This window comes from Amycolatopsis bullii, from assembly GCF_014654205.1.
GTDB lineage: Bacteria > Actinomycetota > Actinomycetes > Mycobacteriales > Pseudonocardiaceae > Amycolatopsis > Amycolatopsis plumensis.
The window spans coordinates 1-13884 of sequence record NZ_BNAW01000006.1; the positions used below are offsets into that span (position 1 = coordinate 1).

Sequence of the window (13884 nt, forward strand, 5' to 3'; positions counted from 1 at the left end):
GGCGCCGACCCGGGTGCAGCCCGTGCCGCCGGGCGTCCCTCAGCCGGGCCAGCCGCCGCAGGGCGGGGGCCAGCCGGCCGTGCCGCTGCCTGGCCAGCCACTGAGCGGCGCCCAGCCAGTCGTATCTCCGGGCAGTCCGCCGTCGAACCTGCCGCCGCAGAGTGGTGCGCAGCCGGTCAAGCACCAACCGCCGCAAGGCGGGGGACAGCCCGCCGTGCCGCCGCCGGGCAGCCCGCTCAGCGGCGCCCAACCCGTCGTATCGACTGGCAATCCTCCGCCGGGCCCGCCGCCGCAGAGTGGTGCGCAGCCGGTCATGCACCCGCCGGGCCAGCCGCAGGGCGGGGGACAGCCGGCCGTGCCGCCGCCGGGCCAGCCACTGAGCGGAGCCCAGCCGGTCATCTCGCCGCAGGGTGGAGGCGCGCAGTCCGGCCCGCCACCGAACGGCGCTCAGCCGGTCGGGTCGCCCGGCAATCCGCAGCCGCCGCACAGCGCGCCGCCTCAGCAGGGGCGGCTTCCGCAGCCCAACCCGCCGCTGACCCCGCCGCCCGGCACTCCGGCGCTGGGCACCCCGCCGCCCGGCACGCCCGTGCCGCCCCGCGGCCGTGGCTCCCGCCGTCCGGCGCCGGTGCGGCCGTGGCAGGAGGAGGCCACCCAGGTCCAGCGCCCGGCCGATCCGGAGGCGACGCGGTTCATCCCGCGCACCGCCGGCGTCCCGATGAACTCGCGCTGGCCGGTCGCCGACCCCGACGTCATGCGGCCGTACGACGCGCTGGCCACCCAGGTCATGCCGGCGCTCAAGGGGCCGCTGGTCAAGCCCCGGCCGGACGGGGAAGCGCCGGAGGCCCCGGCCAAGGCGCCGTCGCTGGCGAAGGCGTCCGGCCGGATGGCCATCGCGTCGCTGATCAGCCGGATCACCGGCTTCCTGTGGAAGCTGCTGCTGGTCGGCGCGATCGGCCAGGGCATCGCGAACGACTCGTTCAACGTCGCCAACACGATGCCGAACATCATCTTCGAGCTGCTGATGGGTGGCGTGCTGGCCAGCGTGGTGGTGCCCCTGCTGGTGCGCTCGCAGGACGACCCCGACGGCGGCACGGCCTACACCCAGCGCCTGATCACGGTGGCGTTCTCGCTGCTGCTGGTCGGCACGGTGGCCGCGGTGATCGCGGCGCCGGCGTTCACGAGTCTCTACGTCGACTCGTCCGGCAAGGCGAGCGCGGACCTCACCACGGCCTTCGCCTACCTGCTGCTGCCCGAGATCTTCTTCTACGGCGTGTTCGCGCTGCTCTCGGCCGTGCTCAACGCCAAGCAGATCTTCGGCCCGACGGCCTGGGCGCCGGTGATCAACAACCTGGTCGTCATCTTCACGATCCTGGTCGTCTGGATCATGCCGGGCGACATCGACACCGGGCACGTCTCGATCACCGACCCCAAGGTGCTGACGCTGGGCATCGGCGTCACCGGCGGCATCGTCGCCCAGGCGCTGCTGCTGGTCCCGCCGCTGCTGCGGTCCGGCTTCCGGTTCAAGTGGCGCTGGGGCATCGACAAGCAGATGAAGGAGTTCGGCGGCCTCGCGCTGTGGATCCTCGGCTACGTCGCGGTGTCCCAGATCGGCTACACGATCAACACGCGCGTGCTGACCAGCGGCTCGCCCGGCGGGGTCACCGCCTACAGCAACGCCTGGCTGCTCTTCCAGCTGCCGTACGGCGTCATCGGCGTCTCCCTGCTGACGGCGATCATGCCGCGGATGAGCCGCGCGGCCGCCGACGGCGACCACAAGAAGCTGATCGGCGATCTGTCGTACGCGTCCCGGATCTCCACGGTGATGCTCGTGCCGATCTCCGCGGTGATGACCGTGGTCGGCGGCTCGATCGGCATCGCGCTGTTCACCTTCGGCAAGGGCACGGTCGAGACGGCCGAGCGGCTCGGCGACGCGCTCGCCATCTCGGCGTTCGCGCTGCTGCCGTACGCGCTGGTCATGCTGCAGATGCGCGTGTTCTACGCGATGAAGGACGCCCGCACGCCGACGCTGATCATGATCGTGATGACGCTGGTCAAGGTGCCGTTGCTGTACCTGTGCCCGGTCCTGCTGTCGCCGGACAACGTCGTGCTCGGCGTGATGATGGTCAACGCGCTCACGTTCGTGGTCGGCGCGATCCTCGGCCAGGTTTGGCTGTGGGTGACGCTGGGCAACTTGCGCAGCAAGCGGGTGATCGGCGTGATTCTCTTCACGGTCGTCGCGAGTGTCCTGGGTGTCGCCGCCGCGTGGGTCGCGGGCAAGCTGGTGCCGGACTCGTTCGGGCCCACTTTCGGTGCGTGGGTGAAGCTGTTGCTGCAGAGCATCGTCGGCATCGTCGTTTCATTCGGCGTGCTGATGGCGCTGAAGGTCGAAGAGCTGAAGCCGGCCACTTCGAGGTTCACCCGGTTGATCAAGCGCGGGTAACGATTGCGGTACGGAAGACGACGACTCCCGCGTCGTATTCTGGGTAACCTTGGTGCGGGGAGCTAGCGGGAGAGTGCGCGTGGACACGAGGCGGAGCGAACAGGCGGGGGGTGCGAACCACGTGGGCAAGGCCCAGGTCGGATCGCTGGCCCCCGGGCGTGTGGTCGGCGACGGCCGCTACCGCCTCCTCGCGCAGTTCGGCGTGGACGAGCGGGGCGACGCGCACCTCTGGCGCGCCCGGGACGGGCAGCTGAAGCGGGACGTCGCACTGACCCTGCTGGTCGGTGACCCGGCGGATCCCGAAGCCGCCCGGCTGGCCCGGCGCACCCTCGAGCGCGCGACGCACGCGTCGAAGTTCGGCCACGGCGGTGTCGCCCGCGTGCTCGACGTGCTCGCCCTCGGCAGCGGCATCACCTCGAGCGAAGGCCTGCTCGGTGTCGTCGTCGCGGAATGGACCAAGGGCAGCGACCTGGTCGACCTCGTCGCCCAGCGACCGGTGGCGCCGGCCGCCGCCGCGCGGATGGTGCAGGCGCTGGCCGAAGCCGTCGAGCAGGCGCACCAGAACGGGCTCGTCCTCGGGCTCGACCACCCCCAGCGCCTGCGGCTGACGCCGAACGGCGCGCTCAAGCTCGCGTTCCCCGGCCCGCTGCCGGAGGCGACGCTGCGCGACGACGTCAAGGCCCTCGGCGCGGTCCTGTACCTGCTGCTGACCGGCCGCTGGGCGCTGCCCGGCGGCCCGCCCGCGATTCCGGCGGCCCCGATGACACCGCAGGGCCGGATCGTCCCGCCGCGTCAGCTGGTGCCGACGGTCCCGGCCGACCTGTCGTCGCTGGCCGTCCGCACGATCGAGGACGGCGGCAACGGCGGCATCCGCACCAGCGCGGCCATCCTCCGCGTCCTGGACCAGGTGGCCGAGGAAGAGGAACGCACCCAGCTCATCAAGGCCGTCGGCGGCGACCCGGCCGAGGCCGAAGGCACCGTCTGGACCACGAAGAAGCCGGTCAAGGACGTCGCCCGGCGGCGCAAGCTCGCCCTCGGCGTCACCGTGCTGGTGGTCGCGACGGTCGTCATCCTCGCCTGGGGCGGGCTGATGCTGATCAACGTCTTCCAGGGTGACTCCAAGGCGAGCGGGCCGACGATCAACGTCGCCCAGCCGCCGGCGTCGAGCCAGCAGAACGGGACACAGCCGCCGCAGTCGTCGTCGGCGCCGGCCCCGCCGCCTTCGCCGGCCGTGGGCGCCCCGGTGCCCCCGCAGTCGGTGGCCGTGTACAACCCGGAAGGCAAGGGCGACAACACCGGCCGGGCGAAGTACGCGATCGACGGCAAACCCGAGACCGAGTGGCGGACCGAGAAGTACAAGCAGCAGTTCCCGGCCATGAAGCCGGGCGTCGGGCTGCTCGTCACCTTCGACAACCCGATCAACCTCAGCCAGGTGAAGGTCGTCGGCGGCACCCCGGGCACTAAGGTCGAGATCCGGTCGGCGACCGGCAAGGATCCCGAGCTGGCCGACACGAAGGTGGTCGGCAACGGCGACCTGAAGGACGGCGAGACGACGATCCCGCTGGCCCAGCCGACGCAGGGCCAGAACTTCATCGTCTGGATCACCCAGCTGGGCGACGCGGACGGGCAGTTCCAGACCGAAATCGGCGACCTGTCCTTCCTGCCTGCGGGGTGACGCACCCGACAGGGTCAGTAGGCTCTGCCGGGTGACAGCTGCAGCTCCCACGGATGCGGATCTGATAGCGGCTCACGCCGCGGGGGACCCTCATGCGTTCAGCGAACTCGTCCAGCGACACCGCGACCGCATGTGGGCGGTGGCCCTGCGCACGGTCCGCGACCCGGAAGAGGCCGCCGACGCGCTGCAGGACGCGTTCATCTCGGCGTTCCGCGCGGCCGGGAACTTCCGGGCGGAGTCGCAGGTCACGACGTGGCTGCACCGGATCGTGGTGAACGCCTGCCTCGACCGGATCCGCCGCCGCCAGGCGCGGCCGACCGTGCCGCTGCCGGAGACCGGCTTCAACGAGCCCGCCACCCCGCGTGACTCGATGGCCGAGCGGGAAACCAGCCTGCTCGTGCGGGAAGCGCTCGACCAGCTGCCCGAAGAGCAACGTGCCCCGATCGTGTTGGTCGACGTCGAGGGATACTCGGTCGCCGAGACGGCGAAGATGCTCGGCATCGCCGAAGGCACGGTGAAGAGCCGGTGCGCCCGGGGCCGCGGGAAACTCGCGAAGGTTCTCGGGCACCTGCGGAACCCCGATGCGATTGCGAACGTCCCAACTCACGAAAGCAAACGGGCCGGGCGTCAGCCGGGTAGCGGGGAGGGACGATGACGGACGAAAGCCGGGGGATCGGGGGGACCATCGGTCCGCCCTGGTCTGTCGACGTGCTCGCCGACCTCCACGCCGGTGTCCTGGACGACACGCGGGCGGCCGAGCTGTGGCCGCTGGTCAACGCCGACCCGGAAGCCCGGGCCATCCTGGACGCCCTCGACGCGACGCAGGCCGACCTAGCCTCGCTCGCGGACGCGCCGGCCCCGCGGATGCCCGCGGAGTTCGCCGCCCGGCTGGACGCGGCGCTGGCCGCCGAAGCAGCCGCCGCCTTTCCGCAGGCCCAGGGGGCCGCACCGGCAGCTGCGGCACCGCGCGACGCCCAGGTGGTGGACCTCGCCGCGGCGCGGCGGAAGCGGAACAAGCGGCTCGGCTGGGCCGCCGGCGTCCTGACCGCGGCCGCGGCGGCGGTCGTCGCCGTGACAGTCGCCCTCCCGAACACCTCGCAGCAGAGCGGCACGCCGAACGTGGCCGCACCGACGGGCCCGTCGGTGGCCAGTGACGGCAGCGGTGCGCAGGCCCTGCTCGGCAAGTCGGTCGGCGTCCGCGACTTCGGTCCCCTGCAGAACGAGGACCGCCTGGACGCCTGCATCGCGGCCGCCGGGCTCGACCCGAAGGTGCGTCCCGAGGGCATCCGGCCGGTGAACGTCGGCGGCAAGGCCGGGGTGATGATCATCCTGACCACCGGCAAGCTGGCCCAGTTCCGCCTGGTGGCGTTCGGGGCCGACTGCGGACCGGGAAATCCGGCGGTGCTGTTCGACAAGGTCGTCGGGGAGAAGTAGCGGCTGTCACGGCTGGGAACATGGCCACCTACGATCGTGTTGAGCCTGGTACAGGTCACTACGAGCGGAGGTCAACGGGTGGCTGCCGAGGAAATCAGGAACCTGATCATCGTCGGGTCGGGTCCTGCCGGATACACCGCTGCCGTTTACGCGGCGCGGGCCCAGCTTGAACCGCTGGTGTTCGAGGGCACGCAGTTCGGCGGCGCGCTGATGACGACGACCGAGGTCGAGAACTTCCCCGGGTTCCGCGACGGCATCATGGGTCCGGACCTGATGGAGGAGATGCGCAAGCAGGCCGAGCGCTTCGGCGCCGAGCTGCGCGCGGAGGACGTCGAGTCGCTGGAGCTGACCGGCGACGTCAAGTACGTCACCGCGAACGGCAAGCGCTACGCCGCCCGCGCGGTCATCCTCGCCATGGGTGCCGCGGCGCGGTACCTGAACGTGCCGGGCGAGCAGGAGCTGCTCGGTCGCGGTGTCTCGGCCTGTGCGACCTGTGACGGCTTCTTCTTCCGCGACCACGACATCGTGGTCGCCGGCGGTGGCGACTCGGCGATGGAGGAGGCGACCTTCCTGACGAAGTTCGCGAAGTCCGTCACCATCGTCCACCGGCGCGACGAGTTCCGCGCGTCCAAGATCATGCTCGAGCGCGCCCGCGCGAACGACAAGATCAAGTGGCAGCTGAACTCGCAGATCACCGGGGTGCTGGGTGACGGCAAGGTCGAGGGCCTGCGGCTCAAGGACACCAAGGACGGCACCGAGTCGACGCTGGACGTGTCGGGCTTCTTCGTCGCGATCGGGCACGACCCCCGCAGCCAGCTGGTGAAGGGGCAGGTCGACCTGGACGAGGACGGCTACGTCGTCACGAAGGGCAAGACGTCCTTCACCAACCTCGACGGCGTCTTCGCGGCCGGCGACCTGGTGGACCGCACCTACCGGCAGGCGATCACCGCCGCGGGCTCCGGGTGCAGCGCGGCGATCGACGCGGAACGATGGCTCGCGGAGCACGGCGAAGCCGACGCCCACGAGGCGGCCGAGCTGGTCGGCGGCGGCTACGGCGCGGGCACCAACTGACTTACCGGGCTTCCAACCACCCCTGAAGGAGAAACCATGGCCAACACCGTCAAGGTGACCGACGCGACGTTCGTCGACGAGGTCCTGACCAGCGAAAAGCCGGTCCTCGTCGACTTCTGGGCCACCTGGTGCGGCCCGTGCAAGATGGTCGCCCCGGTGCTCGAGGAGATCGCGGCCGAGAACGGCGAGAAGCTGACCATCGCCAAGATCGACATCGACGAGAACCCGAACACGCCGCGTGACTACCAGGTGATGTCCATCCCGACGCTGATCCTGTTCCAGGGCGGCAAGCCGGTGAAGCAGATCGTGGGCGCGAAGCCGAAGGCCGCGCTGCTGTCGGACCTCGCCGACGTCCTCTGAACCGAACAAGCCCGGCGAACCCGGGGCCTGCGGGAACCCTCCCGCGGCCCCGGGTTTGTCACATTCGGGGGAATCTGCGTCGGCTGAGTTGAATCGAGCGTGACAGCCAGGCGCCGCGGGTACTCCACCAACGGGTTCTTGACGTACCTACCGGGCCTACGCTGTCACCCAGAGTTGGCAAGGCACAATAGAGCACCTGGGCTTGTCCCAGCGAAGGTTTTCCGAAAGTCCTGCCACGCACCGAGCCCCCGAGTCGGTGCCTTAGGAAGAGCGAGGAGTGCATGCGGGTACTCCGCCGCGGTGACGCCGGTCCGGACGTCGCCGAGATCAGGGCCATCCTGTCCGGGATGGACCTGCTCCCGCCGGTCACCGGTACCGACGGCTACGACACGTTCGACGTCGCCCTCGAGCACGCCGTCCGTGCCTTCCAGCAGCGCCGTGGGCTGATGACCGACGGCATCGTGGGTCCGGCGACGTTCCAGGCGCTCAAGGGCGCCAGCTACCACCTGGGCAGCCGCCCGCTGTCGTACATGATCGCCTCCCCGGTGCACGGCGACGACGTCTTCACGCTGCAGGAGCGGCTCACCGAGCTCGGCTTCGACGCCGGCCGCCCCGACGGCTACTTCGGCCCCCAGACCGAGCGCGCGCTCAAGACGTTCCAGCGCGACATGCGCCTGACGCCGGACGGCATGTGCGGCCCGGCGACCATCCGCGAGCTGCACCGCCTGTCCTCGCCGCGGGCCCGGGGCGGGCGCCCCGTGTTCCTGCGCGAGCAGGAGCAGGTGCGCCAGGCCGGTCCGCGCCTGCGCGGCAAGCGCATCGTGATCGACCCCGGCCACGGCGGCGACGACCTCGGCGTGGTCGCCGGCGGCCTGCGCGAGGCCGACATCGCCTGGGACCTCGCCCGGCGGCTCGAGGGCCGGATGAAGGCCACGGGCATGGAGGCGCTGATCTCCCGCGGCCCGAACCACAGCCCCACCGAGCTGGAGCGGGCCAAGTTCGCCAACGACGCGGGCGCGGACCTGTTCCTCTCGCTGCACAGCGACAAGAACCCCTCGCCGCGTGCGCAGGGTGTCGCGAGCTTCCACTTCGGCAACGGCAACGGCACCACGTCCACGGTGGGCGAGCTGCTGGCCGGTTTCATCCAGCGCGAGGTCGCGGCCCGTACGGGCATGCTCGACTGCCGCACGCACTACAAGTCCTGGGACATCTTCACCCGCACCCGCTGCCCGGCGGTCCGGGTCGAGATCGGCTACCTGACCAACCCGGACGACGCCCGCAAGCTCGGCGACCCGGCGTTCCGAGACATCGTCGCGGAAGGCATCCTGATCGCCGTCAAGCGGCTGTACCTGCTCGGTGAGGGCGACCAGCCGACGGGCACGTTCACCTTCGCCGACGTCTTGGCGCACGAGCTCGCCAAGGCCGAATAGGGCCCACCACAACCCCTAGCGGCTCTCCTGCACCTGCCCCACCATCCCTGGGGACGCGACGCACGCGTCCCCAGGTTTCGGGGTAGTTCTCCACAGCTTGTCCACCGCTCCTATCAGCGCTCTGTGGATAACTCGGCCCTTCTTCCACAGTTGTGCACACGCGTGTTCCAGCCGCGCCGAAGCACAGGCGCAAACGTTTGCGGATGGGGAATCAGGCGCGGCCGAGGCTCGGCTCGGCGGTGGTGATCGTCACCTGGCCGAGCAGCCGTTCCAGGGCCGCCTCGACGTCTTCCTTCCAGGTGATCGCCGACCGCAGCTCGAGGCGCAGGCGGGGCCACTTCTGGTGCGGACGGACCGTCTTGAAGCCGACGCTCTGCAGGAAGGCCGCCGGCAGCACGCAGCTGTGGCCGCCGTCGGGGTCCGGCTCGTCGGGCTTCGCGTCGCCGAACGCCTCGATGGCGCGGACCCCGCGCTTGGTGAGGTCCTTGGCGACCGCCTGGACGAGCATCCGGCCGAGGCCACCGCCGCGGAACTCCGGCAGCACCTGGAACGAGGTCAGCAGGACGGCGTCGGCGCTCGGCGGCGACGTCGGGAAGGCCAGCGCGCGCGGGACGGCGTTCGGCGGGGCGTACAGCACGAACCCGACCGGCAGCGTGTCGCTGTAGACGATGCGGCCGCAGGACCCCCACTCGAGCAGGACGCTCGAGACCCAGGCTTCCTTCTCGACCTCGGTCGCGCCGAACTCCTCGGCCTGGTGCTTGAGGTGCGGGGCGAGTTCCCAGTACACGCACCGGCGACAGCTCTTCGGCAGGTGCTCGAGGTTGTCCAGTGTGACGCCCACGACGCGACGCGACACCCGCGACCTCCCTGACCTGCGCTCCCGACGGGCTGCCCGGTCGTCAAGCCGCGCGAGAGCCACGGCACGAACACGGGAGCCAGGGTCGAGGATAGGCCGATGTGACGAGCACCGAAAGGTCAGGGGGTCCTGATGGGTGCCCGGTTACACTCGATGGGATCTACCAGCTCCCGCGGGAGTGACCGTGTCCACCGAGCCCCGGGTGAATCGTCGATGACCGAGAACCGCCCCAGCCAGCGTCCCAGTGGTCTCCAGAAACACAGCGGCCGCCAGAACCTCGACCCGCACCTCGAGCGGTACGCCGCGCGCACCGCGGGGATGACCGCCTCCGAGATCCGGGCGCTGTTCGCGGTGGCCAGCCGGCCCGAGGTGGTTTCCCTGGCCGGCGGCATGCCGAACCTGGCGGCACTCCCGCTCGACACGCTGTCGGCGCAGGTGGCCGAGATCATCGCCGAAGACGGCCTGGTGGCGCTGCAGTACGGCTCGGCGCACGGCGTCCCGGTGCTGCGCGAGCAGATCTGCGAGATCATGGCCCTGGAGGGCATCAAGGCGCACCCGGACGACGTCGTGGTGACCGTCGGCTCCCAGATGGGCCTGGACATGGTCACGCGGCTGTTCTGCGACCCGGGTGACGTCGTCATCGCCGAAGGCCCTTCGTACGTCGGCGCGCTGGGGTCGTTCGCTGCGTACCAGGCGCAGGTCGTGCACGTGGCGATGGACGACCAGGGCCTGGTGCCTTCGTTGCTCCGCGAAGCACTCGACCAGGCGAAGAAGGCCGGCCGGCGGGTCAAGTTCCTGTACACGATCCCGAACTTCCACAACCCCGCCGGCGTCACGCTGGCTGTCGAGCGCCGCGCGGAGATTCTCGAGATCTGCCGCGAACACAACGTCCTGGTCGTCGAAGACAACCCGTATGGGTTGCTCGGCTTCGACGGGCAGACGTACCCGGCGCTGCGGTCGACCGACCCCGACAACGTCGTGTACCTCGGCTCGTTCTCCAAGACGTTCGCGTCCGGCCTGCGCGTCGGCTGGGTGCTGGCGCCGCACGCGGTGCGCGAGAAGCTCGTGCTGGCCGCGGAGTCGGCGACCCTGTGCCCGCCGACGTTCAACCAGATGATCGTCTCGCGCTACCTGGCCACGCACGACTGGAAGGGCCAGATCAAGAAGTTCCGCGAGAACTACCGCGAGCGGCGTGACGCGATCCTGTCCGCGCTCGACCAGTACCTGCCCCCGGGTTGCTCGTGGACCAAGCCGGACGGCGGGTTCTACGTCTGGGTGACGGTGCCGGAAGGCGTCGACACGAAGGCGATGCTGCCGCGCGCGGTGACCGCGCGGGTGGCGTACGCGTCCGGAACCGGCTTCTACGCCGACGGGTTCGGCAGCCGCCAGATGCGGCTGTCGTACTGCTACCCGACCCCGGAGCGCATCCGTGAGGGCGTGCGGCGGCTGGCGGCGGTGCTGGAGTCCGAAATGGACCTCGCCCGCACCTTCGGTAACGTGAGCGCGCGCCAGATCCAGGGACCGCAGAACCCGTCTCCGGACACGGTCTAATCCTGTTACAGGCTAAGGAGTTTCCACGGTGGTCGACCGTACCGTTGCCGTGCTCGCCGGCGGGCTCTCGCACGAACGCGACGTTTCACTGAGGTCCGGGCGACGGCTCTCCGCGGCGTTGAAGTCGGAGGGCTTCGGCATCGAGGAGTGGGACACCGACGCGGGCCTCCTGGAGCGGCTGCGCACGCAGCGCCCGGACGCGGTGGTCGTCGCTCTGCACGGCGGCGAGGGCGAGAACGGCTCGGTGCAGACGGTGCTGGAGATGCTGGGCGTGCCCTTCGTCGGCACCGGCTCCCAGGGCTGCCGCCGCGCGTGGGACAAGCCGACCGCGAAGGCGCTGCTGCAGAACGCCGGGTTCGTGACGCCGGGCTGGGTGGTGCTGCCGCACAGCACGTTCCGCGAGCTCGGCGCCCAGGCGGTGCTCGACGCGATGGTGGAGCGGCTCGGGCTGCCGCTGATCCTCAAGCCGGACCAGGGCGGTTCCGCGCTCGGCACGCAGGTGGTGCGCGAAGCGGCGGAACTGCCGGCGGCGATGGTCGGCTGCTTCGCCTACGGCGACACCGTCCTCGCGGAACGGTTCGTGGACGGCGTCGAGGTGGCCGTGACGGTCATCGAGGGCGAGAACGGGCCCGAGGCCCTTCCCGCGGTCGAGATCGTCCCGGAGAGCGGCGTGTACGACTACACGGCCCGCTACACGGCCGGCCTGACCGACTTCTTCACCCCCGCCCGGCTCGACGACGCCGCGGCCAAGGCGGTGGCCGAGCTGGCGGTCGCCGCGCACCGCGTGCTCGGGCTGCGCGACATCTCCCGCACCGACGCGGTCGTGACGGCGGACGGCACGGTCCACTTCCTGGAAGTGAACCCGTCGCCGGGCCTGACCGAGACGTCGACGGTGCCGATGGCGATCGAGGCGGCGGGCAAGTCGCTCGGCGCGGTGTTCGGTGAACTCATCGGGCAAGCCATCACCCGCTGACCCCCAGAGACGCGAAAGGCCACTGCGGAACCTCCGCGGTGGCCTTTTTCGTGTGATCACTTCCCGTGGTCGGCGCCACTGCGATCAGCAATCATCACCGTGACGAAACACCCCGGGGTGATCCCTAATCGGTTTTCGGTGTCTGATTCGTCCCGTTCGCGTCGATGATCGCGACGATCCGCTCGAGGTCGTCGACCGAGCCGAACTCGAGGGTGATCCGGCCCTTCCGGCGGCCGAGGTCGACCTTCACCCGGGTGTCGAAGCGGTCCGAGAGCCGGTTCGCGAGTTCCTGCAACCCCGGCGCCTGGATCGGCTTGCGCGGCGCAGGCTTCGGCTTGGCCGGCTTCTCGCTCTTCTTGAGCGTGACGGCTTCCTCGGTTGCTCGGACCGACATGCCCTCCGCGACGATGCGCGCGGCGAGCTCCTCCTGGCTTTCGGCGTCCTCCAGCGACAGCAACGCGCGCGCGTGGCCGGCGGACAGGACGCCCGCGGCCACCCGGCGCTGCACCGGCAGGGGGAGCTTGAGGAGCCGGATCGTGTTGGTGATGACCGGGCGGCTGCGGCCGATCCGGCTCGCCAGCTCCTCGTGGGTGACCGCGAACTCGTCGAGCAGCTGCTGGTACGCCGCTGCCTCTTCGAGCGGGTTCAGCTGGACGCGGTGGATGTTCTCCAGGAGCGCGTCCCGCAGCATCGACTCGTCGGCGGTCTGCCGGACGATGGCCGGGATCGCCTCGAGCTCCGCCTGCTGCGAAGCACGCAGCCGCCGCTCGCCCATGACGAGCTCGTACTCGTCGTTCCCGAGCTCCCGGACGACGATGGGCTGCATCAGCCCGAACTCGCGGATCGAGTGCTCGAGTTCGGCGAGCGCGTCCTCGTCGAAGACCTGCCGCGGCTGCTTCGGATTCGGCTTGATCGAGCCGACGGGGATCTCGCGGTAGACGGCGCCGGCGACCTCGCCGCCGTGCTGCTGCGCCTGGCCGTTCGCCGCGAACCAGCCCTTGTCCTCGGCCGCCTTCTTGTCCGCCGCCGTCCCGTCGACGGGCGCGGGGAGCGGACCACCGCCGGTGGGTCCGGTCGGGATCAGGGCGGCGAGGCCGCGCCCCAGCCCTCCTCGACGCTCGGTCATGTGGAACTACCCTCCATCTGGGCGCCGCGCTCGGCGATCTCCTTCGCCGCGTCGACGTAGCTCATCGCCCCGCGCGAGCCGGGGTCGTAGGCGAGCACGGTCTGGCCGTATCCGGGTGCTTCGGAGACCTTCACGCTGCGGGGGATGACGGTCTTCAGCACGGTGTCGCCGAAGTGGTTCCGCACCTCGTTCGTCACCTGATCGGCCAGCTTGGTGCGGCCGTCGTACATGGTGAGGAGGATGGTCGAGACGCGGAGTTCGCGGTTGAGGTGCTGCTGCACGAGCTCGATGTTGCTCAGCAGCTGCCCGAGACCTTCGAGTGCGTAGTACTCGCACTGGATCGGGATGAGCACCTCCTGCGCGGCGACCATCGCGTTGACCGTCAGCAGGCCCAGCGACGGCGGGCAGTCGATGAGGACGTAGTCGACGCCGATCTCGTCGAGGATCTCCGAGGAGATGGCCTCCTTGAGCCGGGACTCGCGGGACGCCATCGAGACGAGCTCGATCTCGGCGCCGGCGAGGTCGATCGTCGCGGGAACGCAGAAGAGGTTGGGGGACTGTTCGGTCGGCTGGGCCGCCTCCGCGAGCGTTACCTCGCCGATGAGCACCTCGTAGATGGAGGGCGTCCCGGACCGGTGGTCGACGTCGAGCGCGGTGCTCGCGTTGCCCTGCGGGTCGAGGTCGACGACGAGCGTCTTGAGCCCGTGGAGCGCGAGGGCGGCGGCGAGGTTGACCGTGCTGGTGGTCTTGCCGACACCGCCCTTCTGGTTGGCGACGGTCATCACGCGGCGGCGGCCGGGACGGGGGAGTTCCCCTTCCTTCGGGTGCAGCAGACGAGCGGCGCGGGCGGCTTCCTCGGCGATCGGCGTCCAGCCCACGTCGTGGCTGGTCTCCGTGGAGTCGGACGGCGGGGGATTCACCGGTCTCGACACCTCCTCCATCTAGACGTCTGGTCGGTGGTCGAGTCG

At 70.5% G+C, this 13884-nt stretch carries 12 protein-coding genes; 9 read left to right on the forward strand and 3 right to left on the reverse strand.

Annotation, left to right across the window (positions count from 1 at the left end; all coding sequences use genetic code 11):
• Positions 1–625: 625 nt before the first annotated feature.
• The 7 genes from murJ (at position 626) to IE317_RS09930 (ending at position 8410) form a co-directional block, all read left to right on the forward strand.
• Positions 626–2440 carry a murein biosynthesis integral membrane protein MurJ gene (gene murJ, locus IE317_RS09900; protein WP_229902640.1) on the forward strand — a complete coding sequence of 605 codons (1815 nt, stop codon included), beginning with the start codon at positions 626–628 and terminating at the stop codon, positions 2438–2440.
• Positions 2441–2519: 79 nt separating this feature from the next.
• On the forward strand, positions 2520–4115 hold the full coding sequence (locus IE317_RS09905) for a protein kinase family protein (RefSeq protein ID WP_191308517.1): 1596 nt from the start codon (positions 2520–2522) through the stop codon (positions 4113–4115).
• Between the two features lie 31 nt (positions 4116–4146).
• Positions 4147–4770 carry an RNA polymerase sigma factor SigM gene (gene sigM, locus IE317_RS09910; protein WP_086841008.1) on the forward strand — a complete coding sequence of 208 codons (624 nt, stop codon included), beginning with the start codon at positions 4147–4149 and terminating at the stop codon, positions 4768–4770.
• Positions 4767–5549: a hypothetical protein gene (locus tag IE317_RS09915; RefSeq protein WP_191308520.1), complete on the forward strand. Its 783-nt coding sequence runs from the start codon at positions 4767–4769 to the stop codon at positions 5547–5549. The genes sigM and IE317_RS09915 overlap by 4 nt, the downstream gene beginning before the upstream one ends.
• 78 nt (positions 5550–5627) lie before the next feature.
• Positions 5628–6620 (forward strand): thioredoxin-disulfide reductase, encoded by a 993-nt coding sequence (trxB, locus tag IE317_RS09920; RefSeq protein ID WP_191308522.1) that lies wholly within the window; start codon positions 5628–5630, stop codon positions 6618–6620.
• 36 nt (positions 6621–6656) lie between these two features.
• The gene (gene trxA / locus IE317_RS09925) at positions 6657–6980 is read left to right on the forward strand and encodes a thioredoxin (protein ID WP_003082899.1); all 324 of its coding nucleotides are present in this window, start codon (positions 6657–6659) and stop codon (positions 6978–6980) included.
• A gap of 281 nt (positions 6981–7261) precedes the next feature.
• Positions 7262–8410 carry an N-acetylmuramoyl-L-alanine amidase gene (locus tag IE317_RS09930; RefSeq protein WP_191308524.1) on the forward strand — a complete coding sequence of 383 codons (1149 nt, stop codon included), beginning with the start codon at positions 7262–7264 and terminating at the stop codon, positions 8408–8410.
• Between the two features lie 211 nt (positions 8411–8621).
• Here IE317_RS09930 and IE317_RS09935 read toward each other — a convergent pair whose 3' ends face one another.
• Positions 8622–9266, reverse strand: a complete 645-nt coding sequence (locus IE317_RS09935) for a GNAT family N-acetyltransferase (RefSeq protein ID WP_191308527.1) — start codon at positions 9264–9266, stop codon at positions 8622–8624.
• Positions 9267–9479: 213 nt separating this feature from the next.
• Between IE317_RS09935 and IE317_RS09940 the strand changes: the two genes are divergently transcribed.
• Together IE317_RS09940 and IE317_RS09945 are read left to right on the forward strand one after the other, a co-directional pair.
• Positions 9480–10817: an aminotransferase-like domain-containing protein gene (locus tag IE317_RS09940; protein WP_191308529.1), complete on the forward strand. Its 1338-nt coding sequence runs from the start codon at positions 9480–9482 to the stop codon at positions 10815–10817.
• 28 nt (positions 10818–10845) lie between these two features.
• Complete coding sequence (locus tag IE317_RS09945; RefSeq protein WP_191308532.1) at positions 10846–11790, forward strand: D-alanine--D-alanine ligase family protein; 945 nt, start codon at positions 10846–10848, stop codon at positions 11788–11790.
• A gap of 124 nt (positions 11791–11914) precedes the next feature.
• On the opposite strand, the gene IE317_RS09950 is transcribed toward IE317_RS09945, so the two are convergent.
• Positions 11915–12916, reverse strand: a complete 1002-nt coding sequence (locus tag IE317_RS09950) for a ParB/RepB/Spo0J family partition protein (RefSeq protein WP_191308535.1) — start codon at positions 12914–12916, stop codon at positions 11915–11917.
• A complete protein-coding gene (locus IE317_RS09955; RefSeq protein ID WP_373309021.1) occupies positions 12913–13836 on the reverse strand; it encodes a ParA family protein in 924 nt (307 codons plus the stop codon). The genes IE317_RS09950 and IE317_RS09955 overlap by 4 nt, the downstream gene beginning before the upstream one ends.
• Positions 13837–13884 lie beyond the last annotated feature (48 nt).